Genomic DNA, 24,131 nt, shown 5'->3' on the forward strand with positions numbered 1-24,131 from the left:
AGGAGAGGTCGCGATGCAAGCACATATCCCAGGCAGCCCGGACATGGTTGAGAGCGTTTTACAGAAGATTGAGCGCACGCGGCAGGCGCGCAAGCACAAATTCTACCTGCGAGATGAACGCATTACGCTAAGCCACGGTAGCGGTGGCAAGGCCACGCATAACCTCATCGAGGGCGTCTTCGCACCGGCCTTTTCTAATCCTATGCTAGATATCATGGATGATTCAGCGATCTTCACCGTCACTGGCGAGCAGCCAAGACTGGCGTTCACTACCGATACCTATGTGGTGAGTCCACTCTTCTTTCCCGGTGGCGATATCGGCAAGCTCGCGGTCCATGGCACGGTCAATGACCTGGCCATGGCGGGCGCCAGGCCACTCTACCTCTCCGCGGGCTTTATCCTGGAGGAGGGGTTTCCCATCAGCGAGCTACGCCGCATCGTCGACTCGATGGCGAATGCCGCCCGCGAGGCGGGAATCGCAATTGTGACGGGAGATACCAAGGTCGTTCAGCGCGGCAAGGCCGATGGTCTCTTTATCAATACCGCTGGTGTCGGCCACATCCAGGCCACATGGAATATGGGACAGAACTTCTTGCGAGCGGGGGATAAGATCCTACTCAACGGGCCTGTAGGGGATCACGGCATCGCAATTATGATGGCTCGCGAGGCCCTCGATATCGAGACCGACGTCGAGAGCGATACAGCACCGCTACACTCCCTGACTGAGGCGCTGCTCTCAGCCGTGGGCGAGGGCGTGCATTGCCTGAAGGATCCTACGCGTGGAGGTGTCGCGACCTCGCTCAATGAGATGGCCATGAGCTCAGAGGTCTCAATTGGCCTCGAAGAACACGCCATCCCGGTTCATGCCGGAGTGCGTGGCGCCTGCGAGATTCTCGGCCTAGACCCCCTGACCATAGCCAATGAAGGCAAGCTGCTGGCGGTCGTCGCGCCAGAGCAGGCTGAGCACGCCCTTGATGTGCTCCACGCGCATCCCCTGGGGCGCGAGGCAGCCTTGATCGGCACCGTCCAGGCCGAGCCGCCGGGCATGGTCTTCTTGCATACTGATATCGGCGGCTTGCGCGTCCTGGACATGCTGGTAGGCGATCCCCTGCCTCGCATCTGTTAGAAATAGCAGAGAGAGCATATCCATTGCAACCGGGAATACCGATACACGTAAATGATTATGAGTACCACGCTCATTATCAAGATGAAAAACAAGGAGACATACAAATCATGAGTCGACGACGGAAAAAGTTCGACGTCAAGAACGCCGCGCTTGGCGTGGCCGTAATCGCGCTGACCGGGGCCGCCCTGCGTGAGCAACTGCGCAAACCGCAAGAGGAGCGCACCTGGGAGGGGCAGATCCTGGGCGTGCCCTATGACTTCCGCGCCCCCACGCCTGAGCGCATCCGTGAGCGAATGTGGAACCCCAACACCTCAAGCATTTTCACACCTCATATCTTCGGGGTAGGCTGGACCATCAACTTCTATCCTCTTGTGCACCCCAAATCACGCAATGAAGCGGAACGTGAGCTTAGCCGCGTATAAGAGAGAAAGAGCAATGTTTTTCTGCTTTAATTTAGCATATAGAACATTGACTCTTATCTCTGAGGAAGGCACATAAGACGATGAACCAGCCGCCAAAGCGTGTAAGCTCGCACCAGCTTATTCAGAGCAGGCTCCCTCTCCTTACGACACGGGAGAAGATTGAGATTCTCTTTAAAGCCACGCGCCCGCTGGGTACAAAAGAGAAGAGTGAGGTGCTGGGGGCGGCTGGCATCCAGTTTCTTAAGCACCAGGTACCACACCTGGCGCTCAAACTGCTTATCGAGCACTATGTCAAAGGCATCCTCTGGTCAGCTATCTATATCGTGGCGGCGATCGCCTGTGTCTTCCTGCTGGCGCTGTTACAAGCCCCAGGCTCAGCCTTTTTGACCACGCTCGCCACCCTGATAGCCTTCTTCCTTGGCTTCCTGCTCTTTGCCCTGCTTGATTTTCTGCACATGCTACGCTCGCTTTTCACACGCAAGCTCACCAAAGAGGAGCGCGCTCGTTTGGTCAGCGCCATCGAGGCGCTTGAGCCACAAGAGAGAAGCGCCTTGCTCAAGCGGATGGGGGCACAGGTTTTTCGTCGCGAATTGGGTGATACGATCTTTGGTTCCCTCATCAAAGGGATGATAGTCAGCCTGGTAGGTGGCCTGCTCACAGGACTCTTCCTGTTACTGAGCGTCTGGCTGGCTCACACGTTTGCGACCCCCTATCTCCCCTTCGTCGCGGCCAGCGTGGCCTTTCTAGCGGGCTTCTTCCTCCCCCGCTACGTCCACGAGAGCCTGGAAAATCTCTCTCTCCGCCGCGCACCTGCACCTACGTTTTGAAAATGTTTTGTGCAAGAATTAGTAGCTGCATTCTTGCACAAAATTCACCTTGTATACAAGTAACTATTGCAAAAGTATTATGTCTACGTTATACTTACATACATATATATTAATACAAGAACGTATCCCTTCCTCTCTCAACAGGAGGTGCTCATGGATCAGATTGAGGATTGTTTAAGCTTTTATCTCGGCAAGGCATATCAACGGGTCACTCAGTCAGCCAAACAGCGCCTAGCCCCGTATGGTGTTACGCCAGTGCAATACGCACTACTCAAGGTCCTCTGGGAGCACGATCAGCAGAGTGGTGCCGAACTAGGTGAGCGCCTCTTGCTAGACAGCGCGACGATGACCGGACTCCTTGATCGCCTAGAACATGCGGGACTAATTGAGCGCAAGGCACATGCGACCGACCGTCGTGTGAATAGAGTTGCGCTCACTACTCGCGGACGTGATCTCCAAGCTCCGCTGGATCGCGAGATGGATCAAATGAATCAGGATTTCCTCGGCGAATTCTCTTCTGAAGAAAGGAAAATTTTACGGAATCTGCTCACAACCCTCGCTAGATGGAAGCAGACGGAGCCTCCAACTACTACTTGATAGTGGTTTGAGAGAGAAGCGCGAATATTATGAGAGCAGTACCCTCCCGGGGACTCACATAGAAAATTGTAAAGTGAGGACTATTTTTATGCTCTTTGATACCAAAATTGCGTTGATCATTCGAGACGATTTGGCTTCTTGGCAAAAAATGAATGTGGCAGCGTTCCTGGCAAGCGGGATTGCTGCATCCTACCCACAAAGTATTGGAGAACCATACGAAGATGCATCCGGAAATGGATATCTGCGACTCATTGGTCAGCCTATATTGATTTATGGGGCGGATCATGCCGCGCTAGCACGAGCGCTTGATCGCGCCCTCACACGAGGAGTACAGCCTGCTCTCTATACAGAAGAGATGTTTTCGACCACCCATGATGCCGCCAATCGTGAAGTTGTTCGCGGTGTCGAACGAGAGAACCTGAATCTAGTGGGTCTCGCCATCAGAGCAGAGAGAAAAGTGATTGACAAGATCGTAGACAAGCTAAAGTTTCATCAATAATTTGACAAAGATTGCTACTTTTGCGCATAGCAATCTTTGTCAATGGGGCTATACTGATCAGAGAAGCGCCAGTATAGCTGGCCTCTCTCTGTTGCATTCAAGAAGCCAATGTCTCCCTGTTCCCCGTTCTTCAAGCAGAAAGGGTGACTCTATGCCAGATAACAAAATAGGTTATGAGGCAAGGAAGCGCAACGCGAGCCAACAGGCACATACACAGGTCCAGACACTTCCTGCTCTCCAGCCCCTCATCAGGCAGCCCGGCGAAGGAATTAGTATCGCGGGCTCTCCCGAGGATCCGACCGCGATTACCTTGACCGGGAAGGAGACAGGGGGAGCCTTCTTCTTGATCAATGCCTACTCTTCGGTTCCTAATGTCGGACCACCGCTACATGTCCATACACGTGAGGATGAGACGTGGTATATCCTCGAAGGCAACTACGAGTTTCGCATTGGCGATAATCTCGTCTCCGCCAGTCCAGGGATGACCATCTTCGGGCCACGCAACATCCCCCACACCTTTCACACAACAGGATCAGGGCATGGACATATCCTGATCCTGGTCACTCCAGCCGGGCTGGAAGACTTTTTTATCACCATGGGGCAACGCATTCGTCAGAATGCATTGACGCCAGAGGGCCTGGAGAAGCTCGCCCGCCAGTATGGCGTCAGTTTTTTGGATTAATAGGAGGTGCGAGGTAGCCCCTGGTTGCCTGCGACAATCAGGGGCCATCTCACACCTCCTCCCCTTAAAGGACCACGCGCGTAGCCTTGATCACGCCAAGCTTGCTGCGTTTGCCCTCAACTACCATCGTGGCGCCCTCATGAATGTCTGCGACAGCAGAGCTGGGGATATGCTGGCCGTTCTGGTCGAAGACCTCGGTATTGTTACCGATAATGACCGCGGCGGGCTTCTGCTCGCTGGTCAAGGCGTTTAGCGTCGTACCCGCCACGATATAGGTGCCGGGCTTCTCCGGGTGTTGCGCCTTCCCTATCACGGTTACCTTGCGCCCATTCTCGAAGAGCGAGGTAACAAGACTCGGCAGTTCAGCACGAATCTCTTCCTGGCGCTTCTCTTTCTCCACATCCACAGAATGATCCGGCTGCGAAATGACCCGCTCGGTCGCCACTTGCAGTTCTGTCTGTGCCATGTCATCTTTCTTCTTGTCACCAATGTCACTGGCCTTATTATGTTCCTCTTCTTGCTCCGGGTCCAGCTTCTTATGTCGCCGGGGATGCTGGAACAGTTCCTCGTTGTAAGTACAGGGGAAGGCCATGGGAAGCGCCTTGTGGAGGGCGTCGAAGCGATAGGAGACCATCACCTGGCTGGAGTCTTCCACCTGGCCAATTAGCTCATAGTCATCCTTGCTTACGTAGTCTTTGAGCTTGACCGCGCTTCCATCCAGTTCCATAGGCACGGAGGCTGGAACCTTGATCTCCAGGTGCGAGCCATGGAAGTACTGACTCGTCGTGTTGTGAGGCTTATGGCGCAATAAAAGCGAACCTACCTGCTGCATGGTTGAGACTGGATCGCCGCCTATGATGATACAGACGTCAAGTACACCATCATCAATATAGGCTTCAGGCGTGGTCTCCAGCACCATGGCATAGCGACGGGTGTTACCGATAATGACCTGGAGCGCATCGCCCTGCCAGATCATATCGCTCTCCCCGCCCTCACCAACGCCGCGAATCTCAATGGGGAAGGTCTGATGGTCAGGCAACTTCTGCGCGACCGTCAGGCCAACAGCAAGCGGACCGAGCCGATACTTCAGCGGCTTGGGAGCATGTCGCATGACCTCGGCATCAAAGCCCAGACCCGCCATGAGCAAGAAATGGTTGCGTACACGCGAACCAACCTGCTTGCGCGCGCGCTTCTTCGCTTTCTTCCCATTCTGTGTCGCCCGCTGAGCCTCTATGTTCTCCGGGAAAGAGACGGAGGAGACCTCTACGCGCCCTACATCGACACGGCGAACTTCGCTATTCACCAATGCCAGGGCAGCCTTGACAGGTTCAGTTGGCACACCAATATCACCAGCCCATAGGTTCGCCGTTCCCCCTGGAATGACGCCCACCACGCTCTTGCCAGGCTTCTTCGCGCGCATAACACCATTTACCACCTGGTTGACTGTCCCATCACCACCGTAGCCAATTACGAGATCATGACCATCCTCGCTGGCCTCACGCGCCATCTCAATCGACTGGCCGCCGTACTGCTTCAGGGCCACTTCGGTCTCCCAGCCAGCCGCAGAGAGCACTGAGACGACATCCGGAATCCTGGTAACGTTCTGCCCGGCTCGGGGATTGATCGTTAATAATGCTTTTTCGCGTTGCATAATACCAACTCTCTTTTTTTACAAGTATATGATGTTTTTTAAACTGTTCTTCAACATATTTTCCACTTTATATTCACTCTATTCTATTTACGTGAGCAGCCCAAGACTAGATGCAACCATGCGATACTTCACGTCCTATGGCTGCGAAAAAGCTCCCTATATTTCGCAGGTGCGAGACCAACGACCTGCCTGAACTGCCTTGAAAATGCGCTGTGATCGGTATAACCACAGGCGTGGGCAATGGTCGTGATGGAGGCATCGCCTTCCAGCAGGCGTGTCGCCGCTTCGAGACGCGTTTTAATAATAAATTGCTTGGGGGTTAGTTCAAAGATACGCTGCATATGTCGCTCAAGTTGCGATACAGAGAGGTGTGAGATCGCAGCCAGGTCCTCGAGCCTGAGCGGCTGAGCATAGAAGCGCTGGATATGAGCCACAACCTCGGAGAGTCGTTGATAGACAGGGTGAGCTTCATCGGGCATACGCAGGTCGCGCGAAATACCGGCCAGTCCAGCGACCTGGGAATGCTGGTCAAGCAAAGGAATCTTATGTGTCAGACACCAGCCACGCACACCATCGTTATACAAGTGAAGCTCAAGTCGATTCGAGATCGCTCGCCCCTGCCTGATTACTTCGAGGTCCTGAGCCAGGTAGATCGCCCCCAACTCGGCTGGGAAGACCTCCAGGGATGAACGACCTAAAAGCTCACTCTTCTGCTTATACCCACAGCGCCGCCTCAATGCATCATTGACCACCAGGTATCTACCATGCAGGTCTTTGATAAAGAAAACGACATCGGACAATTGATCAAAAAGCACCTCGACGAAAAAGGGGTCAATGAGCGCATGCGCGAGCTGCTGGCGAGCAGACATTACCCACTCCACCGACTGCCTTGAGCGCGCCTCTGTTTGGAACGAAGACATTCTCGCACCTCACTTATGCCAAAATCCGCATATATCTTTCCTTAATTGTACAAGAAACTGTGCCTTCCTAGCGCATAAGATAAAGGCGTACAAAATTTTTAAGCTCCGACTTGTACGAAACAAAGAGAAGGTGGTAAAGACATGCGCTATGTCGATGTGATTGACTCACACACTGCGGGTGAGCCAACACGCGTCGTGCTTGAGGGGGGGCCGGACCTGGGAACGGGGACGAGCCTCTCTGAGAGATTACGGATCTTTCGCGAGCAGTTTGACTGGTTCCGCAGTGCAGTTATCAATGAGCCACGCGGCTCAGATGTTTTGGTGGGAGCCCTCCTCTGTCAGCCAGTCGATCCGCGCTGTAGCGCTGGCGTCATTTATTTCAATAATGTTTCTTACCTGGGCATGTGCGGGCATGGAACCATTGGCCTGGTTGCGACCCTGGCGCACCTGGGACGTATTCAGCCCGGGCGGCACCTGATCGAAACCCCGGTTGGGATCGTCACAACTGAGCTGCATGAGGATGGACGCGTTACCGTTCACAATGTATCCAGCTATCGCTATGCCAGCCAGATCACCATCGACATGGCGGGCTATGGCCCTCTTAAGGGCGATATCGCCTGGGGTGGCAACTGGTTCTTCCTGGTAGAGGAGCATGGGCAAGACCTCAGTTTTGAGCGTGTCGAGCAACTCACCGCCTTCTGCTGGCGCATTCGCGAGGCTCTGGAAGGGGCTGGAATCACCGGAGCACAGGGCGCACTCATCGATCATATTGAACTCTTTGGTCCGGGTTCCCCCGGCACACAAAGCAAAAACTTCGTGCTCTGCCCAGGCAAAGCCTATGACCGCTCCCCCTGTGGGACCGGGACCAGCGCCAAAGTGGCTTGCCTGGCAGCCGATGGCAAACTGGCTCCAGGAGAGTCCTGGATACAGGAGAGCATTATCGGCAGCCGTTTTATAGCCAGCTACCAGGTAGAGAATGGGCGGATCTCTCCCCAGATTACCGGGGAAGCCTTCATCACCCTGCAAGGGAGACTGATCCTTGACGAGCACGATCCTTTCTGGAAGGGGATTCGCTATGGGCAAGACCTTTGATGTGCTCATCGTAGGCGCGGGAATCGTGGGTACGGCATGCGCCCTGGAGCTCGCTAAAGCAGGTTGCAGCGTAGGCATCCTCGAAGGCGATACGGTGGGTAGCGGCGCGACGGCGGCAGGCATGGGCCATATCGTTGTCATGGATGACAGTCCCGCCCAGCTTGCGCTCACGCGCCATTCGCAATTGCTCTGGGACGAGCTGGTCCAGGAAGCGCCCGGCCAGCATGAATACACGCGCTGTGGCACCATCTGGGTAGCCGCCAATGCCGAGGAGATGCAGGAGATAGAGCGCAAGCACAGCCTATATGCGGCACATACCATTCCCAGCTCTATCCTCGAAGCTACACAGCTCTATGAGCTGGAGCCACGTCTACGTCCGGGTCTGGCGGGAGGGCTCCTGGTCCCCGGCGATAGCGTTGTCTATCCCCCGCGTAGCGCGAACTGGCTGCTCCAGCAAGCACAGAAACATGGCGCCAGGCTACTCTATGGGCAGGTAACGCATGTCCTGAATGATGGCGTCCGTCTGGAGGATGGTCAGGTGATCAGTGGCGCAAAGGTCGTTCTAGCTAATGGTGTCCAGGCAACCACACTCGTACCAGGACTCCCCATCGAACCGAAGAAAGGCCATCTTCTGATTACGGACCGCTATCCAGGTTTTCTACGCCACCAACTGGTAGAGCTAGGCTACGTCAAAAACGCCCATGCAGCCAGTGGCGACACTGTCTCTTTCAACGTCCAGCCACGCGCAACCGGGCAGATCCTCATCGGCTCCTCGCGCCAGCCAGGCGTCGCCTCCCGCGAGATAGAGCAGTCTATACTGGCAAAGATACTCGTCGGCGCGCTTGAGTACCTGCCAGACTTAGGGAACTGCGCCTGCATTCGCGCCTGGACTGGGCTGCGTGCAGCCACGCCCGATGGACTCCCTCTCATTGGCCCCTATCCAGAGCGCGAAAATATCTGGCTGGCGACCGGGCACGAGGGGCTGGGCATCACCACCTCTCTAAGCACGGCACACCTGCTCGCGGCCCAGATACTTGCGCGCCCCTCAGCCATTCCCTGGGAGCCTTATCTCCCAACCCGCAAGCTGGAGGAGGCGACACATGGCTGATACACAACTCATGCATCATCACGTCCAGCTTACAATCAATGGACAGGCCATTCGCGTTCCCGTGGGTAGTACGGTGGCTGCGGCCATCGCCCGGTTCCCCGTGGAGGCCTATCGCCATTCGGTACAGGGAGAAGCTCGCGCTCCTCTTTGCGGCATGGGCATCTGCTATGAGTGCCGGGTCACGATCAACCAGCGAGAGCACACCCTGAGTTGTCAGACACTTTGCGAGGAAGGAATGGTGGTGACGACAACATGAAACACGCCTCTTTTGATGTCCTGGTCATTGGCGCGGGTCCAGCAGGGCTGGCCGCAGCCAGTAGCGCCTCCCAAGGTGGGGCTAGCATAGCTCTCGTGGACGATAATCCCGCACCCGGTGGACAGATCTGGCGCGCCGACCATACAAAGCAGCCAGGTATCCAGGCTCACTCCTGGCTCTTAAAGAGCAAAAATGAGCGCATCACGCACTATATGCGCTCCCGTGTCATCGGGGCCTTTGAGCCAGGAAAACTGCTTGTAGAAACTCCTGATGGCTCGCTGGAGCTGTGCTATAAGAAGCTCATTCTGGCGACGGGGGCGCGCGAACGCTTTCTCCCTTTCCCTGGCTGGACGCTGCCTGGTATCATGGGAGTGGGTGGTCTCCAGGCCCTGGTCAAGGGAGGTCTTCCAATCGCAGGAAAAAGAGTCGTCATCGCTGGTAGTGGGCCGCTTCTCCTGGCGGTGGCGGTCTACCTCAAGCACCAGGGTGCCCGGGTGAGCCTGATCGCAGAGCAAACGTCATGGAGCAACCTGGCGCGCTTCGCGCTCCACCTGCCACGCCACACCTCGTACCTCTGGCAAGCGGCTGGCTTTGCTCGCGAGCTAGCAGGAGTGCCATTAAAAACCAGTTGTTGGGTTACGCGAGCCCTGGGTGAACAGCGACTTGAGGCGGTCGTTCTCCAGTATGGAAAGCGAAGCCTGATCCTGGATTGTGACTACCTGGCCTGTGGCTTTGGGCTCGCGCCCAACGTGGAGCTGGCAGCCGCGCTTAACTGTGAGCGTCAGGAAGGGTTAGCCCACGTCAATGAGTGGCAGGAAACGAGCCAGCCAGGTGTCTACTGCGCGGGCGAGGTTACTGGTATCGGTGGACTGGAGCTCTCTCTGCTTGAGGGGCAAATTGCAGGCCTGGCCGCGACTGAACGCTTCGAGGAAGCTCGCCAGCTCTTCACTCGATGCATACGCGCACGCGCTTTCGCCACCCTGCAAACCAAATATTTCGCGCTCCGCCCGGAGCTGCGCACCCTGGCCGATGCCAGAACCATTGTCTGCCGCTGTGAAGACGTTACTTATGGCGAGCTTGAACAACATACAAGCTGGCGTAGTGCCAAGCTACAGACGCGCTGTGGGATGGGTCCCTGCCAGGGGCGCGTCTGTGGCGCCGCGACCGATTTTCTCTTTGGCTGGACCCAGGATGCCATCCGTCCCCCTCTCGCTTCCGCACGCGTCGCAAGTCTCGCATCCATGCAAGACACACACTCAAAGGAGATTTCTCGATGAAAGTCAACTGGCAAGGCGTTATTCCGGCTATTACCACAAAATTCAATAGAGATGATACAATTGACTATACATTCTTTGCCAACCATTGTCGCTGGCTGATCGATGCGGGATGTGTAGGGCTTGTACCACTCGGCTCGCTTGGGGAAGGGGCAACTCTAAGCTTTGAAGAGAAGATCGCCCTGCTCAAGACAGCCCTTGAGGCAATCGGAGACCGTGTCCCGGTTATTCCTGGTATCGCGGCGCTCTCTACCACAGAGGCGGTGCGCCTGGCACAAGCCGCGGAACACATAGGTTGTAGTGGCCTCATGGTCCTCCCACCCTATGTCTACTCGACAGACTGGCGCGAGATGAAGGCACACGTCGACGCGGTTTTATGCGCGACCTCGCTGCCAGCTATGCTCTATAACAATCCCCTGGCCTATAAGACCGATTTTCTGCCCGAACAGATTGCGGAACTGGCGCGTGAACATAGCAACCTGCAGGCTGTCAAAGAATCCAGCGCCGATGTGCGACGCATCGCGGCCATTCGCGCGCTGATCGGTGAGCGTCTAGAGCTGCTTGTGGGCGTCGATGATTGCCTTGTCGAGGCAGTGCAAGCAGGCGCCGTGGGCTGGATCGCTGGCCTGGTCAATGCCTTCCCCCAAGAATCGGTCGCGCTCTTCCAGCTTGCACAACAGGTCCGCCTGGGACAGGGAGACCACGCGCAGCTCGAAGCACTCTATCACTGGTTCCTGCCGCTGCTACGCCTGGACACGGTTCCCAAGTTTGTCCAGCTTATTAAACTGGCCCAGGAGATGGTCGGCATGGGCAGCGCCCAGGTGCGAGGACCACGCCTCGAACTGGAAGGAGAGGAGCTTGCCAGCGCCAGACAGATCATCGAGGAGGCTCTGAAGCACCGACCAGTCATAGATTAAGCAGTGTCAAAAAGCGAGTGAGCGATGTAGAACTGACTTCGCTCACTCGCATAGATTACGAGAAGTCACAAAGGAGGAGAGACGATGAGTAGCACCCGACCAGTCTTTATCGCGGGGCAATGGCGCGAGGCACGCAACCCGGTAGGAACCTTCCAGGCAGTTGATCCAAGCACGGGGCAGGCCCTGGAAGGCAGCTACCCCATCTCTGGGAAAGAGGATGTCTACGAGGCAATCACGACCGCGCACCAGGCGGCAGAGGTGCTCTCATCGACCTCGCCTGAGCAGATCGCAGTCTTTCTCGAACAGTTCGCGGAGCTGATTGAAGCCAACCGCGTGGCCCTGGTCGAGAGCGCTCATCGCGAGACCGGTCTACCGAAAGAGCCACGCCTGAACTCAACCGAGCTGCCCCGCACCTCTAACCAGCTCCGCCTGGGGGCGCAGGCCGCTCGTGAAGGATCCTGGACCAATCCCGTCATCGATACTAAACGCAACATTCGCTCGTATCATGCTCCCCTGGGAGCGCCGGTGGTCGTCTTTGGTCCCAATAACTTCCCCTTCGCCTTCAATGCCGTGGCCGGAGGCGACTTTACCGCGGCGCTCGTGGCGCGTAATCCCGTCATCGCCAAGGCCAATCCTGGCCATCCAGGAACGACACGCCTGCTAGCGGAATTGGCCTCGCAGGCGCTACAAAGCGTTAGCCTGCCAGCAGGCACATTTCAATTGCTCTATCACTTCCCCAACGAGCTCGCATTGGAGCTTGTCTCCCATCCCCGGATTGGTGCCACGGGCTTCACGGGGTCACGCCCCGCGGGACTGGCTTTGAAAGCGGCTGCGGACCGCGCAGGCAAGCCCATTTATCTCGAACTCTCAAGCGTCAATCCAATCTTTATCCTTCCAGGAGCGCTTGAAGAGCGCCTGGAGGCTCTGGCAAATGAATTCGCCACCTCATGCCTGATGGGTACGGGCCAGTTCTGTACCAATCCTGGACTCGTGGCTCTCCCTGGTGGCACCCAGAGCGAGACATTTGTCCAGCGCGTGGCCGCACTCTTTCAGGAAAAGGCTCCAGGTGTCCTGCTCAACGAGCGCACCTCTACCGGGCTACAGGAAAGCCTCAAGACTCTTACCGCGCATGGTGCCGAGTTGCTCACGGGAGGTACACCTGTAGAAGGGCAGGGCTTCCGCTTCAACAATACCCTGCTACGCGTCTCCGGAGAACAGTTCCTGCACGAAAGCGAGGCCTTGCAAACCGAAGCCTTTGGCCCCGTCAGCCTCTTCGTCGTCGCCGAGAATGAGCGGCAAACGGTGGAGATCGCGCACCACCTGGAAGGCAACCTGACTGGCGCCATCTACAGCCACACCGGAAGTGCCGACGAGACCCTGTATCAGAGCCTGGAACCGGTCCTTCGCCAGCGCGTGGGACGCCTGCTCAATGACAAAATGCCTACGGGCGTCGAGGTCAGCCCTGCCATGCAGCACGGTGGCCCCTTCCCCTCCACGGGGCACGCGGGCTTTACCTCCGTCGGTATCCCCGCCTCTATCAGTCGCTTCACAGTGCTGCAAAGCTATGACAATGTCCGCCCCTCGCGCCTGCCGCGCGAACTCCAGGATGAGAATCCCACCCATGCCTGGCGCCTCATCGACGGCACTTGGACACGCGACGCAATAGCAGCGCCGCAGCACGCTTAGCATCGCGCCTGATCATAAGCCAGAAAAAGGGGTAATACGCCCTGGCAGCCTGCGGTTGCCAGGGCGTATTACATCACCTACCCCGCGCGAGGGATCAGGCTAAGGCCTCTCATCCCTTACTCCTAATAGGCTTGACGATTACCTGAACAGAATGTATATTCTGTTTATCGAACGATAATTCTGTAAGGTAATAACAACAGAGACAAGAAGGAGAGCACAGGAGAGCCTATGAGCAGGATCGACATCCGCTCCATCCGGCGCAGGCAAATTATTCAAGCCGCTGAAGAACTCGCAGCGCAGCGAGGATGGGCCGAGACAACTATCGCCGATATATGCAAAAAGGCTGATATATCAGTTGGCGGCCTGACACATCACTTCAAAGATAAAGACGAGATCTTATTTGCCGTTCTGGAAGATGTCATTCAGCGTCTGCATGCGCGTTTTAAAGAAACACAGCCGGAAGAGGGAACACCGCGCTCTCTGAATCATTTCTTTCAAGCTCTTTGCCAATCAGTTGATGCTGACCGCTCACTCTACCTGCTGTTACTCCATTTTGCCTCTTCTTCCATTCATCGACCCGACATCGGCGAGCGTCTACGAGATTTTTTTGCCTCTTTACGCCAGCGCGACAGAGATCGTTGCCAGGAAGAGGCCCATCAGGAAGAGGCGCAACTCCAGGGTTCCCAGGCGATGGTAGATCTGCTGCATTGTCTGGGCCTGGGCCTCATCTTTGGCTATGTCTTCCTTGAGGTGAAGACACCGCCAGAGCAAATGGAGGCAGAGGTCCGCAAAGTCCTGCAAACCTACGTGCCGGACCATCCTCACGCGCAGGAGCAGCCCTGAGATACCTGACAGAAGCTAGCGTTTCTACGCGCATACTAATCCAGAGCATGCTCTGAACAGGCCATTATGTGTAAACATCTTGCCGTTACCAGAGCCTGCGAACTTTTTTCATCTCTACAGCCATCACTGTTTCAATAATGTGCCTCGCGGCCATTATGAAAGGAGCGTAAGAACAGCAATCGAAAATGTGCGCGACTCTGCTTAAAGGTGCGCTTGTTGTACACCTTTGGAGGCGTTGACAGAGAGACAATAGCATGGTATGCTACACGTACCAGATAAGAAAAAGTGTTCTAAACCATAATATCTGATGTTTCTAGCGAAAGAGGCGACGTCTCTCTCTCAGTGTGGTGTTGAAAGGGAAGGGGTCTTCATGCTCCTCTGCAAAAAAATCAAACTTGACCTCAGCGAGCAAGACATGGCCACCCTTGAGTTCATGCAAGGAAAATGCAGAGGCCTCTACAATTGGTGGGTGATGAAACTGCGAGACGGTGAGAAGTGGCGCTTCAACGCCTGCAAGAAAACGCTGGCCGAGAGCCGTGCCCATGATCCTGAACTTAATCAGGTCTATGGGAAATTGCTCGCGGAAGTGTACTATCGCCTGGATGGGGCCATGCGAGCCTTCTTTCGTCGCGTCGCCAATGGGGAAACCCCAGGCTTTCCCCGCGTGCGCCCTCGCCATGGCTTCTTTACCCTCTGTCATCCGGCGATGTATCTCACGCTTGAGGGAAACATGCTCATGTTGCCCACAGGAGGCAAGGGCAAGCACAAACGCTTTCCTGCCATCCGTGCTCACCTCACCGAAGAACCTCCCGAAGGCTTTCGAGAGGTGGCCATCAGTCGCGATGGCCGAGGCAACTACTACGCCTCTTTCAGCTACCGAGAGCCCGAGCAAGCCAAACGCGATGGCAACACTGTGGCCTTCGATCTGGGCATCAAGACGCTGGCAACTGGGGTCACGGAAGAGGGCCGGATCTATCACATCGGTGGGTTCAAAGGCTCGCGTTGGTACAACAAACAGTTGGATCGGCTTCGCTCGAAACGCAGCAAGTGCAAGAAGAAGTCGCGTCGTTATCTTCATCTGAGCAAGGTGTACAAGCGCGTTTCGCAGAGGAAGCGCAACAAACAGCGCGATAGCCTGCACAAGGCGTCGCATCTCATCGCACGGCGATTGGTTGAGAGAACTGTCGTCGTGGGCGATCTTTCTCAGCGGCAGATGGTCATGAAAGAGCATCAGGAGCGCAACAAGGCGCTCAATCGGGCAGTCTATAACGACTGGGGCTTGTATGCCTTTGTCCAGATGCTCAAATATAAATGCCAGAGGTATGGGAAAGAGCTTCAATTCGTAGATGAGCGCAACACGTCTAAGCAGTGTAGTGGCTGTGGAAATCTGCACGCCATGCCCCTGTGGAAAAGAACGTATCAGTGCGCGGAATGTGGACTCGTCATGGACCGAGATGAGAATAGTGCTCACAACATCTTGACGAGGTTCCTTGCCCGGCGAGGGCCATACACTCAGGCTCGTCCTGAGTGCGATGTGCTGCAGGCGACCCAAAGCGGCGTAGAAGTCATGGGGACTTCCTGTGAGGGCCAAGTGCAGCAATTGAATCTATTCGAGGGTGCATAAGCACATTTGAGTAGATTTAGAAAGGCAGATCACGAGGTATGTCATACCTCTCGAGGCTCAGCCTCGCTAATAGAAGTGTCGTCGCACTAGCGACCATCGCGATCCTCCTGCTCGGCGGTTTTATTATTCCATCCCTCAAGCAGGAACTCTTCCCTTCCATTACGTTCCCGACACTCTCGGTTGTTGCGGTCTATCCGGGCGCATCGCCCTCCGTCGTCGAGCGCGATGTCACCAATCCCCTGGAGCAAAATATTCAGGGCATCAAAGGCGTACAAAAAGTCACGTCTTACTCCAATCAGGGGACAGCGGTCCTCGTCGTTTCCTTCGACTACGGGACCGACATCGATAGCGCAACCCAGACCGTCACACAGCGCATTAACAAGGCGCAGACCAGCCTGCCGAGCAATGTGACACCACAGGTACAAAGCTTCAGCTTCACTGACTTCCCCATCATTCAGCTGGCGGTCAGCGCGGATGAGGATCAGCAGGTGCTGGCTGACGCACTCAAGCATGATGTGGTGCCAGATTTGCAACGTATCGATGGTGTTGGTACTGTCAATGTCACTGGCGTACGCACACAGATCGTAACGATCACAGTTGATCTCCAGAAATTGAAAGATCATGGTGTGAGCTTTAGCCAGTTGCAGGGTGCCCTGCAGGCCAATAACGTCACCCTCCCCGCTGGCTCAACGACGAGTGATGGCAAGACTATTCCTATCACCGCGGGCAACACCCTTAATTCGCTGGACGACCTGAAAAATCTGGTCGTTGGCAGCCAGTCGGCCTCTACAGGTTCCGGCTTCCCCGGCACAGTTACCATTCCAGGTACGAGCACGGGCGCGGGCTTTACCATCTCTGGTGCGAACACAACACAGACTTTCGCGCCCGCTAAACCTGTCAAGCTGCAAGATGTCGCGACTGTGAAGGAGGATCTCTCGCCTTCGACCTCGCTCACACGCACCAATGGGCAGCCCAGCCTGGGCATCTCGCTGGTCAAAACCACGAGCGGCAATACAGTCTCGATTTCACAGGCCGTCAATCAGGACATCACCGCTCTCCAGAACAAACTGGGACATGGCGCGAAGATCTCGGTCATCTCTGACCAGGCACCATCGATTACGCAGTCGGTTAATGACCTGACACGCGAGGGCCTGATCGGCGCCTTCTTCGCCATCGTGGTGATCCTGCTCTTCCTCTTCTCATTGCGCTCGACATTGGTGACCGCGGTCTCCATTCCGCTCTCCATCGTTATCGCTTTGATCGGTCTCTACTTTGGCAACTATACCCTCAATATCCTGACCCTTGGTGGTTTAACCATTGCCGTGGGTCGCGTCGTGGATGACTCGATTGTCGTTCTGGAGAACATTTATCGCCACCTAAACGAGGGTGAGGAGAAGAAAAGCGCCGTGATCAACGGTGTACGCGAGGTCTCGGGCGCGGTCACAGCCTCAACCCTGACGACCGTGGCAGTCTTCCTCCCCATCGCCTTTACGGGCGGCCTGGTCGGCGAACTCTTCCGCTCCTTCTCTGTGGCGGTGACTGTCGCCCTGCTGGCCTCGCTCTTCGTGGCCTTGACCATTATCCCTGTGCTGGCCTACTGGTTCCTCAAAGGGCCGAAAGCCGAGGTACTTGCCAAAAGACAGGGGACAAAGAAGCATTCTGGCTCCTGGCTTGAGCGCGGCTATGTGGCGATTGTACGCTGGGTCACGGGTGCCTGGTGGCAGCGCACCGTCCTGGTCGTCGCAGCCATCGCACTGCTGGTGGTTTCATTCGCTTTTGCGGGCGGGCTGCAAACAAACCTCTTCGGTTCATCCAACCAGGGAGCCTATAACGTTAGTCTGACGCTTCCACCTGCAACCAGCCTGGATAAGAGTAACGAAGTCGCCAAGCAGATCGAGCAATCCATCTCCGATCTCTCCGACATCAAAACCTACCAGGTAACTGTTGGCTCCGCGGGTAGCTTCTCATCACTCTCTGGTGGTGGCGGCTCTAACGCCATTAGCTTCACCATCGTAACCAAAGACGGTATCGATCAGACCGTCTTTGAGAAAAATCTCCGCGACCGCCTGGAGACGGATAAAAGCCTGGGTACGCTGACGGTTTCAGCGGGCAACTCGGGTCCAACAAATTCCAGTATCGCTATCAATATCCAGGCCAACGATGATCAGACGCTCAATGACGCTACCAAGCAGGTACAGGACAGCATCGCAAACATCTCGGGCCTGGCTGATATCACCAGCAGCCTGACCTCGGGCTCTCCGCAATACAATATTGTGGTTGATTCGACCAAGGCTGGCAAAATTGGCATGACCCCCTTCCAGGTCGCGCAGAACATCCGCCAGGTCTACTCCGGCTCGACGGTGACGCACATCACCGTGAATGGCAGCCAGCAGGATGTCGATCTCTTTGTGGGTAATCCAGCCTCAAATATCGACGCGATCAAAGCACTGAGCATTCCCACGACAACTGGCAGCGTCAAGATTGGGGATATCGCGACGGTAACCCAGGTCAATGGGCCAACGCAGGTCACGCATATCGATGGCAATCGTACAGCCACAGTCAACGCGACTGTGACCGATAGCAATGTCGGCGCGGTCAGCGCCAACGTGCAGTCGAGCCTGGACAAGCTGAGCCTGCCTTCTGGCGCCAAGGTCTCCCTGGGTGGCATCAGTGCCGACCAGTCCGATACCTTCCGCAATCTGGGACTCGCGGTACTCATCGCGATCATTCTGGTCTACTGCATCATGGTTGCGACCTTCCGCAGCCTCTTGCAGCCTGTTATCCTGCTGATCTCGATTCCCTTCGCCGCGACGGGTTCACTTATCCTCCTGCTGGCAACCAACACGCCTCTGGGTGCCGCGGCGCTCATTGGCTTCCTGATGCTGGTCGGTATCGTGGTCACTAACGCCATCGTCTTGCTTGACCTGGTACGCCAGTATCGCGAGCAGGGGATGACGGCCCGCGAAGCGATTGTCGAAGGCGGACGCCATCGTCTGCGCCCCATCCTGATGACGGCTATCGCGACCATCCTGGCTCTGATGCCAATGGTGCTGGGTATCGGTGGTGCAGGCTCGGGTGGCTTCATCTCTCGCCCGCTGGCCATTGTGGTCATCGGTGGTCTGACGACCTCAACCATCCTGACCCTGATCGTGGTTCCGACGCTCTATGTCATCGCGGAGAGTGCGCGTGGACGCTCTGGCGCCCCCACGCCTCCCCCAGCCCCGATCATCGACGAAACACCTACTTCACCTGAGGTAGTAGCCGTTCACTAAATGAAACACAAAAGGACCCTCGAAGCAGGTCTGCTTCGAGGGTCCTTTTTAAATACCTGACAATACTTGACAATACCTGACAAAGAACCCGCCGCAAGCCGCGGGGCTTCGAGCCCCAGCGGTGAGGCGGGTTTCTCGCGGGCTTCAGCCCTTGCCGGCTGGCTGCCCCCCGAATGGATTGAACTTCTGTTCTACTTGTGGTATACTCTCTCCGAACCTCATCAGACTGAGAGCTGTTTCCGTTGCCGTGAGCACAGGAAGCAGCCCCAACCCCATTGGGGGCATCACGAGGAAGGAAGCAAGGAAGAGGAGCCATGGCAGGAAAACCCTTCAGCAGCACCAAGACCATGAAGCAAGCTGTGCTCGTCCGCTGCGAACAGGCGGGCTGGTTCCTTGCCACCCAGACCCTCTTCAACCAGGTGACCTCTTTTGCGCTTCGGAGGGAGTTTCCACAGATTGCGCAGAAGCTTCCTTCACTCTGGACACGCAGCTATTTTGCTTCAACGGCTGGCACTGTCAGCCAGCAAACCATTCAACGCTCTCTTGAAGCCCAGAAAGGACTCTAGCGTGTATCAGATCAAGCGCATCACCATCGGCAAGACTGCCCAACGCGATGAGCTTGCCCACGCGTGTGGCGAGGTCTATACGGCGACCCTGGTGTCTTTCTGGCGCGTGGTTCGCAAACAGGGCATCTGGTTAAAGCCCAAACATCTCATGCGCTGGCACACCTCCCCTCTGTTGCATGCTCATACGGCTGATGCCTGCGTCCAAGCGTTTTTTGCCAGCCTCAAATCATGGAGACAACGCCGCAAGAGCGATCCAACAGCACGACCACCACGGCGGAGAAAGTGGTACTTTCGCATCGAGTACAAGCGGAGTGCGATGCGCCTGAAGGATGGAAAGCTCATCCTTTCCAATGGCAAAGGCAATGAACCACTGGTGCTCGATTGGGCCTGGACCCTTCCCCAAACGCTGGTGATTCGTTGGACTGGCACCCAATACGAAGCGCTTGCAACCTATGAACCCTGTTATTTGCCGGTTCCAGAGGGAGGAAACAAGATAGCTGGCATTGATTTAGGCGAAATTCATATGGCTGTCAGTCACGATGGAGAACAGACCTACATCCTCAATGGGCGTTTGTTGTGTTCCAAGCGACAGTATCGCCACAAACTTCTGGCAAGGCTGCAGAAGAAGATCGACGCGAAAAAGCCAGGCTCACGTCGTCGCAAGCAACTCGTGAAGTCAAAACGGAAACAACTGAAGAAACTAGCCAACCAGATCAAAGACATTGAGCACAAAGCGACCACCAGGCTCATTTCCACCCTTCACACGGACGGGGTGCAAATCTTGGCGATTGGCGATGTGCGTGATATCCGGCAAGGCTTAGATGTTGGCTCCAAGAATAACCAGAAATTGCATCAATGGTCCTTCGGTTCCATTCGTCAGAAGCTCACTTATAAGGCGGAGAGAAGAGGGATGCAGGTTGAGATGCAAGAAGAGTCCTCCACCAGTAAAACCTGCCCGGTCTGTGGAAAACGGCGCAAAGGAGCTGTGCAAGGGCGTAACTTCCACTGCATCAATAAAGACTGCAAGTGGAAAGGGCATAGAGACATGGTGGGAGCTATGAACATCAGGTACAAGTATCGTGGGGAATTTGGGAACCCTCACGTAGTTGGGGCTACTATGGCTGCCCCCATCGGCCTACGACATAGATCGCAGACCGATGTAGCTCGTAAGGAGAAAGGGTACTTACGAGAAGCCGCTGGTCTTTAGACCATGCGGAGAAGTCACTAAGCCTTGTCGCGGCTGTGTACATAGTCGCCTGTCTGGGAGACAATCTGCGCGCCTACCTGTGCCCCCAGGCGCAAGGCATCGGCAAGCGCATAGCCACGTAGCCAGCCCGAGAGGAAACCGGCATTAAAGCCATCGCCCGCACCTACCGGGTCAATAACCTCGGACACTGGCATCGCGGGAACCGTGACACGCGTCTCCCCAGCCTTGGCGCAGGCTCCTTTTTCGGCTTGCTTCAATACGACTACCCGGGCGCGAAAACCTGGCATAGGGGCAAGCACCTCTTCCTCGTTATGCGTTCCCAGGATGGCATGCGCGTCTTCGTGGCCCAGTAGCAGGATATCAGCCTGGGCCATGAGCGGAAGAAGAACCACGCGTGCAGCCTCCACGCTCCATAGGGGTGCGCGATAATTTGGATCAAAGGAGACCAGAGCGCCCGCCTCATGTGCCAGTTCAATGGCGCGTGTCACGCTGGCTGCGCACGTCTCGCTCAACGCGGGAGTGATACCTGTCATATGCACGATGCGCGCGCCCGCGAACATCTCCGACTTCAGGTGCTCGGGGCTGAGCCTGCTGGCTGCGGAGGCACGTCGATAATACTGCACACGCCTGGCCCCATCTGGCAGCCACTCGCGGAAGAAGACGCCTGTCTGGGCGTCCGAATCAGTCAAGAGATACGTGGTATCCACGCCCTCCTGCGCCAGCGTAGTTCGAATGCGCTGGCCAAGCGAATCATTGCCCACCTGGCTCACAAAACGCACGCGATGTCCCAATTGACTCAAACCAATGGCCGTATTCGATTCAGCCCCCGCTATATCGAGCGTTAACGTGGAGACATGATCCATTGTGACTGGTTCCATGGGGTAGAGTACAGCCATGCACTCGCCAAGCGTTACCACATCATACATGAGACGCTCCCTTTAGCATCACAACAGTGCTCCACCTTAGCGCACCGCTTCGACGGCGGCACGCGCCTGAGCCGTGATATATTCCCAGTCGCCAGCAGCAACCGCCTTTGCTGAGACAAGGTTGCCACCCATAGCGACGGCGACAGCGCCCGCATCCAGGAAGGTGCGCGCGTTCTCTGGGCTGACGCCGCCTGTCGGGACGACGCGCAACTGCGGCAGAGGCGCCAGGATATCCTTAATATATTGTGGTCCACCTACGCGTGCAGGGAAAATTTTGATGAGATCGGCTCCCGCGCGATACGCGTTTAGAGCCTCGGTTGGGGTCAATGCTCCACACAAAATAGGAACTCCAGCCGCTTTACAAGCGACAATGACATCAGGCACAACGACAGGAGTAACCACAAATTGGACGCCCGCGGCAATCGCCTCTTCAACCGCACGTGCCTCCAACACCGAGCCAACACCGATACGCACCTGCTCGCCCAGAGCCGAGCGCACCTCGGTAATGGCCTGGTTGGCTCCTTTACCAGTCAGCGTGAATTCAATCTCGGTGACGCCACCCGCCAGGAGCGCGCGAGCGATATCTAAGGCTTTTTCATAGTGATCCAGGCGCACAATGGCGACCAGGCGACTCCGTAGGATATGTTCAAGAACAGTTGACATACTTCCCCCCTCACAATCGATGATACATTTAATATGTCGAATGGCCATGCTAGCAGCGTATCATATTTCCTGCCACTCTGCCTACTACGCACTCACAGGCAGGGTGAACCAGAAGGTCGAACCCTCACCTGGCTGGCTTTGCACGCCTGTTGTTCCTCCCAGGCGCTCCATGATAGAGCGACAGATATACAGACCCAGGCCCAGACCAACGCCAGAACCACTGCGCACGTGAATACCCGGCACGCGGTAAAAGCGGTCCCAGAGATGTTCCTGCTGCTCCATCTGGAGGCCCGGTCCCTGATCACGCACAGAGACACGCACATGTGCCCCTTCCAGCGTGACCTCAACCGCGACGGGGTATTCCGCATCGGAATACTTAAGCGCATTGGTGAGGTAATTCGTCACCACCTGTCCAACACGGTCAGGATCGGCCATGACCGAGATATTCTGAGTTGAAGGCATCTTCAATGTCAGCACACGCTGAGGGTGTTGTTCACATTGTACATCGACAGACTCCTGAACGATACGTGTGATATCGCAGCGCCTGGGATGCAGTTCCAGGCGATCAGAGCGCATACGAGATGCATCCAATAAATCTCCTACCAGGCGATTTTGCAGGTCCACCTGCTGCTCCGCCCGCATGAGATTCTTCTTTAACGTGCCCAACACCTCATTTTTCTGTAGAGAGACGCCCGGCAGCGGTTGCGTTGTGAACGTGCGCTTCAATTTGCGCTGCGCCATTTGCAGACTGGTCTTAGTAGCAGTTAAAGGGGTACGCAATTCATGGGCCACCACCCCGATAAAGCTATCGAGTTGAGAGAGTAGCTGTTCAATCTTCTGCCGCGCTTCTACCTGCTCAGTTATATCCACGCCAAAGATGATAATGCCATCCAGGACGCCTTGCAGGCTAAACATCGGCTGATAGTAGATATTAAAGTACTGCTTCACACGCCTGCCATCACAACGTAGATCAACAAAGAAAGGGCGCTCCTGAAGCGATAATTCATTCCCAGTCTTCTGAACCCAATCGAGAGCCGGGATAACCTGGTGAATATCATCATGCGTAATGACCTCACCTACCGATCTCCCAAGAATCGTGGAGGCGCACATGCCAAAGCAACGAGAGGCATGGGAATTTATCAACTCAAAACGATATTCAGGCACGCTCACAACCGCAATAGGAGTCGGCGCATGCATGAGGATATGATAGAGAAAGCCCCTGGTAGATTCAGCGGAAACTTGCGCTCTTGTAGACTGCCGACGGGCATGCTGAGTCTGGCTAGTAAGTAGGCTCAAGCTGACGCCAATAATTGTAAACATAATCGCGCTATAGACATACTCATCGTGATCAAAGGTCAGCGGCATCAGCGAGGGAACGACTAAGATTGTCAATGCGAGCGTCCCCACCAGGGTAGCAAGCAAGCCGGCTAGCGTTCCCCAACCCAATGAAATGAGCACAACGGCCAGGATAATAGGAGCGCTCGCAAAGCGAAACGAGGGCAAAAAATATGTAATCAGGTACACGCACCCAACCATCAAGATAGGGAGCAGCACCGCCAGAAGATACCCAACAAAAGGAGATTGTAAGGAAGGGGGAAGCCATTCGGGTGAGAATGAAGAAGACTGGAGAATTTTTTTGAGGCCCACAGCCCAGGACACACGCTCTTTGGGAGCGGGCGAGGCAGAGCACACCAACAACTTATCAGTTTCAGGTGGTATCTCTTGACGAAAATCTGGCATTCTCTCCTGCTTAATCTGGGTAGACATGGGCGGTTCACTCCCTGGAATAATGAGCTAACACTGAAGCATATATGCGCGCTCTCATCAAAAGGATCAGGTATACAAGCCCTTTGCTCGTATGCACTCGCATCAACAGAAGGCAACACACTACTGATGCAAAGGTCAACTACTATGTTATAAAGCTTTCTCGACATTTTTTATTTATATGATAGAGATTAAGGTCCTTGCTTAGC

General features: G+C 55.6%; 21 protein-coding genes and 1 pseudogene. 17 read left to right on the forward strand and 5 right to left on the reverse strand.

Going from position 1 to position 24,131, the window contains the following annotated elements:
- The first annotated feature begins 13 nt into the window (after window positions 1-13).
- The 6 genes from hypE to KRAC_RS03895 all read left to right on the forward strand — a co-directional run bounded on the left by hypE (window position 14) and on the right by KRAC_RS03895 (window position 4,153).
- A complete protein-coding gene (gene hypE / locus KRAC_RS03870) occupies window positions 14-1,126 on the forward strand; it encodes a hydrogenase expression/formation protein HypE (RefSeq protein ID WP_007904675.1) in 1,113 nt (370 codons plus the stop codon).
- A gap of 107 nt (window positions 1,127-1,233) precedes the next feature.
- Window positions 1,234-1,548: a DUF5808 domain-containing protein gene (locus tag KRAC_RS03875; protein ID WP_007904676.1), complete on the forward strand. Its 315-nt coding sequence runs from the start codon at window positions 1,234-1,236 to the stop codon at window positions 1,546-1,548.
- 80 nt (window positions 1,549-1,628) lie between these two features.
- Window positions 1,629-2,375, forward strand: coding sequence for a hypothetical protein (locus KRAC_RS03880; RefSeq protein ID WP_007904677.1), 747 nt, complete (start codon window positions 1,629-1,631; stop codon window positions 2,373-2,375).
- 153 nt (window positions 2,376-2,528) lie between these two features.
- On the forward strand, window positions 2,529-2,972 hold the full coding sequence (locus tag KRAC_RS03885) for a MarR family winged helix-turn-helix transcriptional regulator (RefSeq protein ID WP_007904679.1): 444 nt from the start codon (window positions 2,529-2,531) through the stop codon (window positions 2,970-2,972).
- An 88-nt stretch (window positions 2,973-3,060) separates the two neighbouring features.
- On the forward strand, window positions 3,061-3,471 hold the full coding sequence (locus KRAC_RS03890) for a DUF2000 family protein (protein ID WP_007904684.1): 411 nt from the start codon (window positions 3,061-3,063) through the stop codon (window positions 3,469-3,471).
- A 151-nt stretch (window positions 3,472-3,622) separates the two neighbouring features.
- Window positions 3,623-4,153 carry a cupin domain-containing protein gene (locus KRAC_RS03895; protein ID WP_007904686.1) on the forward strand — a complete coding sequence of 177 codons (531 nt, stop codon included), beginning with the start codon at window positions 3,623-3,625 and terminating at the stop codon, window positions 4,151-4,153.
- 64 nt (window positions 4,154-4,217) lie between these two features.
- Here KRAC_RS03895 and KRAC_RS60690 read toward each other — a convergent pair whose 3' ends face one another.
- Window positions 4,218-5,804, reverse strand: coding sequence for a diacylglycerol/lipid kinase family protein (locus tag KRAC_RS60690; RefSeq protein ID WP_007904687.1), 1,587 nt, complete (start codon window positions 5,802-5,804; stop codon window positions 4,218-4,220).
- Window positions 5,805-5,932: 128 nt separating this feature from the next.
- Window positions 5,933-6,724: an AraC family transcriptional regulator gene (locus KRAC_RS03905; protein ID WP_007904688.1), complete on the reverse strand. Its 792-nt coding sequence runs from the start codon at window positions 6,722-6,724 to the stop codon at window positions 5,933-5,935.
- A gap of 141 nt (window positions 6,725-6,865) precedes the next feature.
- Between KRAC_RS03905 and KRAC_RS03910 the strand changes: the two genes are divergently transcribed.
- The 11 genes and pseudogenes from KRAC_RS03910 (at window position 6,866) to KRAC_RS03960 (ending at window position 20,569) form a co-directional block, all read left to right on the forward strand.
- Entirely contained in the window at window positions 6,866-7,816 is a 951-nt protein-coding gene (locus tag KRAC_RS03910) for a proline racemase family protein (RefSeq protein WP_007904690.1), read from the forward strand.
- Complete coding sequence (locus KRAC_RS03915; RefSeq protein ID WP_007904692.1) at window positions 7,800-8,924, forward strand: NAD(P)/FAD-dependent oxidoreductase; 1,125 nt, start codon at window positions 7,800-7,802, stop codon at window positions 8,922-8,924. Before KRAC_RS03910 ends, KRAC_RS03915 begins: the two co-directional genes overlap by 17 nt.
- Window positions 8,917-9,180, forward strand: coding sequence for a (2Fe-2S)-binding protein (locus KRAC_RS03920; RefSeq protein WP_007904693.1), 264 nt, complete (start codon window positions 8,917-8,919; stop codon window positions 9,178-9,180). Before KRAC_RS03915 ends, KRAC_RS03920 begins: the two co-directional genes overlap by 8 nt.
- Window positions 9,177-10,457 carry an FAD/NAD(P)-dependent oxidoreductase gene (locus KRAC_RS03925; RefSeq protein WP_007904694.1) on the forward strand — a complete coding sequence of 427 codons (1,281 nt, stop codon included), beginning with the start codon at window positions 9,177-9,179 and terminating at the stop codon, window positions 10,455-10,457. The genes KRAC_RS03920 and KRAC_RS03925 overlap by 4 nt, the downstream gene beginning before the upstream one ends.
- Window positions 10,454-11,371: a dihydrodipicolinate synthase family protein gene (locus KRAC_RS03930; protein ID WP_007904695.1), complete on the forward strand. Its 918-nt coding sequence runs from the start codon at window positions 10,454-10,456 to the stop codon at window positions 11,369-11,371. The genes KRAC_RS03925 and KRAC_RS03930 overlap by 4 nt, the downstream gene beginning before the upstream one ends.
- A gap of 84 nt (window positions 11,372-11,455) precedes the next feature.
- Window positions 11,456-13,057, forward strand: a complete 1,602-nt coding sequence (locus tag KRAC_RS03935) for an aldehyde dehydrogenase (NADP(+)) (protein ID WP_007904696.1) — start codon at window positions 11,456-11,458, stop codon at window positions 13,055-13,057.
- A gap of 228 nt (window positions 13,058-13,285) precedes the next feature.
- Window positions 13,286-13,900, forward strand: a complete 615-nt coding sequence (locus KRAC_RS03940) for a TetR/AcrR family transcriptional regulator (protein ID WP_007904697.1) — start codon at window positions 13,286-13,288, stop codon at window positions 13,898-13,900.
- A 370-nt stretch (window positions 13,901-14,270) separates the two neighbouring features.
- Window positions 14,271-15,524 carry an RNA-guided endonuclease InsQ/TnpB family protein gene (locus KRAC_RS03945; RefSeq protein ID WP_040441876.1) on the forward strand — a complete coding sequence of 418 codons (1,254 nt, stop codon included), beginning with the start codon at window positions 14,271-14,273 and terminating at the stop codon, window positions 15,522-15,524.
- 38 nt (window positions 15,525-15,562) lie between these two features.
- Complete coding sequence (locus KRAC_RS03950; protein ID WP_007904699.1) at window positions 15,563-18,796, forward strand: efflux RND transporter permease subunit; 3,234 nt, start codon at window positions 15,563-15,565, stop codon at window positions 18,794-18,796.
- A gap of 422 nt (window positions 18,797-19,218) precedes the next feature.
- Window positions 19,219-19,362: pseudogene (locus KRAC_RS75420) on the forward strand (transposase); the annotation flags it as partial.
- 1 nt (window position 19,363) lies between these two features.
- Window positions 19,364-20,569, forward strand: coding sequence for an RNA-guided endonuclease InsQ/TnpB family protein (locus tag KRAC_RS03960; RefSeq protein ID WP_007904701.1), 1,206 nt, complete (start codon window positions 19,364-19,366; stop codon window positions 20,567-20,569).
- A 17-nt stretch (window positions 20,570-20,586) separates the two neighbouring features.
- Here the strand turns inward: KRAC_RS03960 and KRAC_RS03965 are convergent, their stop codons facing one another.
- The 3 genes from KRAC_RS03965 to KRAC_RS03975 form a co-directional block, all read right to left on the reverse strand.
- Window positions 20,587-21,495, reverse strand: a complete 909-nt coding sequence (locus KRAC_RS03965; protein WP_007904702.1) for a sugar kinase — start codon at window positions 21,493-21,495, stop codon at window positions 20,587-20,589.
- Between the two features lie 36 nt (window positions 21,496-21,531).
- Window positions 21,532-22,158, reverse strand: coding sequence for a bifunctional 4-hydroxy-2-oxoglutarate aldolase/2-dehydro-3-deoxy-phosphogluconate aldolase (locus KRAC_RS03970; protein ID WP_007904703.1), 627 nt, complete (start codon window positions 22,156-22,158; stop codon window positions 21,532-21,534).
- A gap of 84 nt (window positions 22,159-22,242) precedes the next feature.
- Complete coding sequence (locus KRAC_RS03975) at window positions 22,243-23,925, reverse strand: ATP-binding protein (RefSeq protein ID WP_007904704.1); 1,683 nt, start codon at window positions 23,923-23,925, stop codon at window positions 22,243-22,245.
- Between the last annotated feature and the right edge of the window lie 206 nt (window positions 23,926-24,131).

Origin of the sequence: Ktedonobacter racemifer DSM 44963 (assembly GCF_000178855.1) — a bacterium.
Lineage (GTDB): Bacteria > Chloroflexota > Ktedonobacteria > Ktedonobacterales > Ktedonobacteraceae > Ktedonobacter > Ktedonobacter racemifer.

Coding starts and splice junctions, on each gene's coding strand:
- hypE (WP_007904675.1), top strand. CDS start 14: ATGCAAGCACATATCCCAGGCAGCCCGGACATGGTTGAGAGCGTTTTA.
- KRAC_RS03875 (WP_007904676.1), top strand. CDS start 1,234: ATGAGTCGACGACGGAAAAAGTTCGACGTCAAGAACGCCGCGCTTGGC.
- KRAC_RS03880 (WP_007904677.1), top strand. CDS start 1,629: ATGAACCAGCCGCCAAAGCGTGTAAGCTCGCACCAGCTTATTCAGAGC.
- KRAC_RS03885 (WP_007904679.1), top strand. CDS start 2,529: ATGGATCAGATTGAGGATTGTTTAAGCTTTTATCTCGGCAAGGCATAT.
- KRAC_RS03890 (WP_007904684.1), top strand. CDS start 3,061: ATGCTCTTTGATACCAAAATTGCGTTGATCATTCGAGACGATTTGGCT.
- KRAC_RS03895 (WP_007904686.1), top strand. CDS start 3,623: ATGCCAGATAACAAAATAGGTTATGAGGCAAGGAAGCGCAACGCGAGC.
- KRAC_RS60690 (WP_007904687.1), bottom strand. CDS start 5,804: ATGCAACGCGAAAAAGCATTATTAACGATCAATCCCCGAGCCGGGCAG.
- KRAC_RS03905 (WP_007904688.1), bottom strand. CDS start 6,724: ATGTCTTCGTTCCAAACAGAGGCGCGCTCAAGGCAGTCGGTGGAGTGG.
- KRAC_RS03910 (WP_007904690.1), top strand. CDS start 6,866: ATGCGCTATGTCGATGTGATTGACTCACACACTGCGGGTGAGCCAACA.
- KRAC_RS03915 (WP_007904692.1), top strand. CDS start 7,800: ATGGGCAAGACCTTTGATGTGCTCATCGTAGGCGCGGGAATCGTGGGT.
- KRAC_RS03920 (WP_007904693.1), top strand. CDS start 8,917: ATGGCTGATACACAACTCATGCATCATCACGTCCAGCTTACAATCAAT.
- KRAC_RS03925 (WP_007904694.1), top strand. CDS start 9,177: ATGAAACACGCCTCTTTTGATGTCCTGGTCATTGGCGCGGGTCCAGCA.
- KRAC_RS03930 (WP_007904695.1), top strand. CDS start 10,454: ATGAAAGTCAACTGGCAAGGCGTTATTCCGGCTATTACCACAAAATTC.
- KRAC_RS03935 (WP_007904696.1), top strand. CDS start 11,456: ATGAGTAGCACCCGACCAGTCTTTATCGCGGGGCAATGGCGCGAGGCA.
- KRAC_RS03940 (WP_007904697.1), top strand. CDS start 13,286: ATGAGCAGGATCGACATCCGCTCCATCCGGCGCAGGCAAATTATTCAA.
- KRAC_RS03945 (WP_040441876.1), top strand. CDS start 14,271: ATGCTCCTCTGCAAAAAAATCAAACTTGACCTCAGCGAGCAAGACATG.
- KRAC_RS03950 (WP_007904699.1), top strand. CDS start 15,563: ATGTCATACCTCTCGAGGCTCAGCCTCGCTAATAGAAGTGTCGTCGCA.
- KRAC_RS03965 (WP_007904702.1), bottom strand. CDS start 21,495: ATGTATGATGTGGTAACGCTTGGCGAGTGCATGGCTGTACTCTACCCC.
- KRAC_RS03970 (WP_007904703.1), bottom strand. CDS start 22,158: ATGTCAACTGTTCTTGAACATATCCTACGGAGTCGCCTGGTCGCCATT.
- KRAC_RS03975 (WP_007904704.1), bottom strand. CDS start 23,925: ATGTCTACCCAGATTAAGCAGGAGAGAATGCCAGATTTTCGTCAAGAG.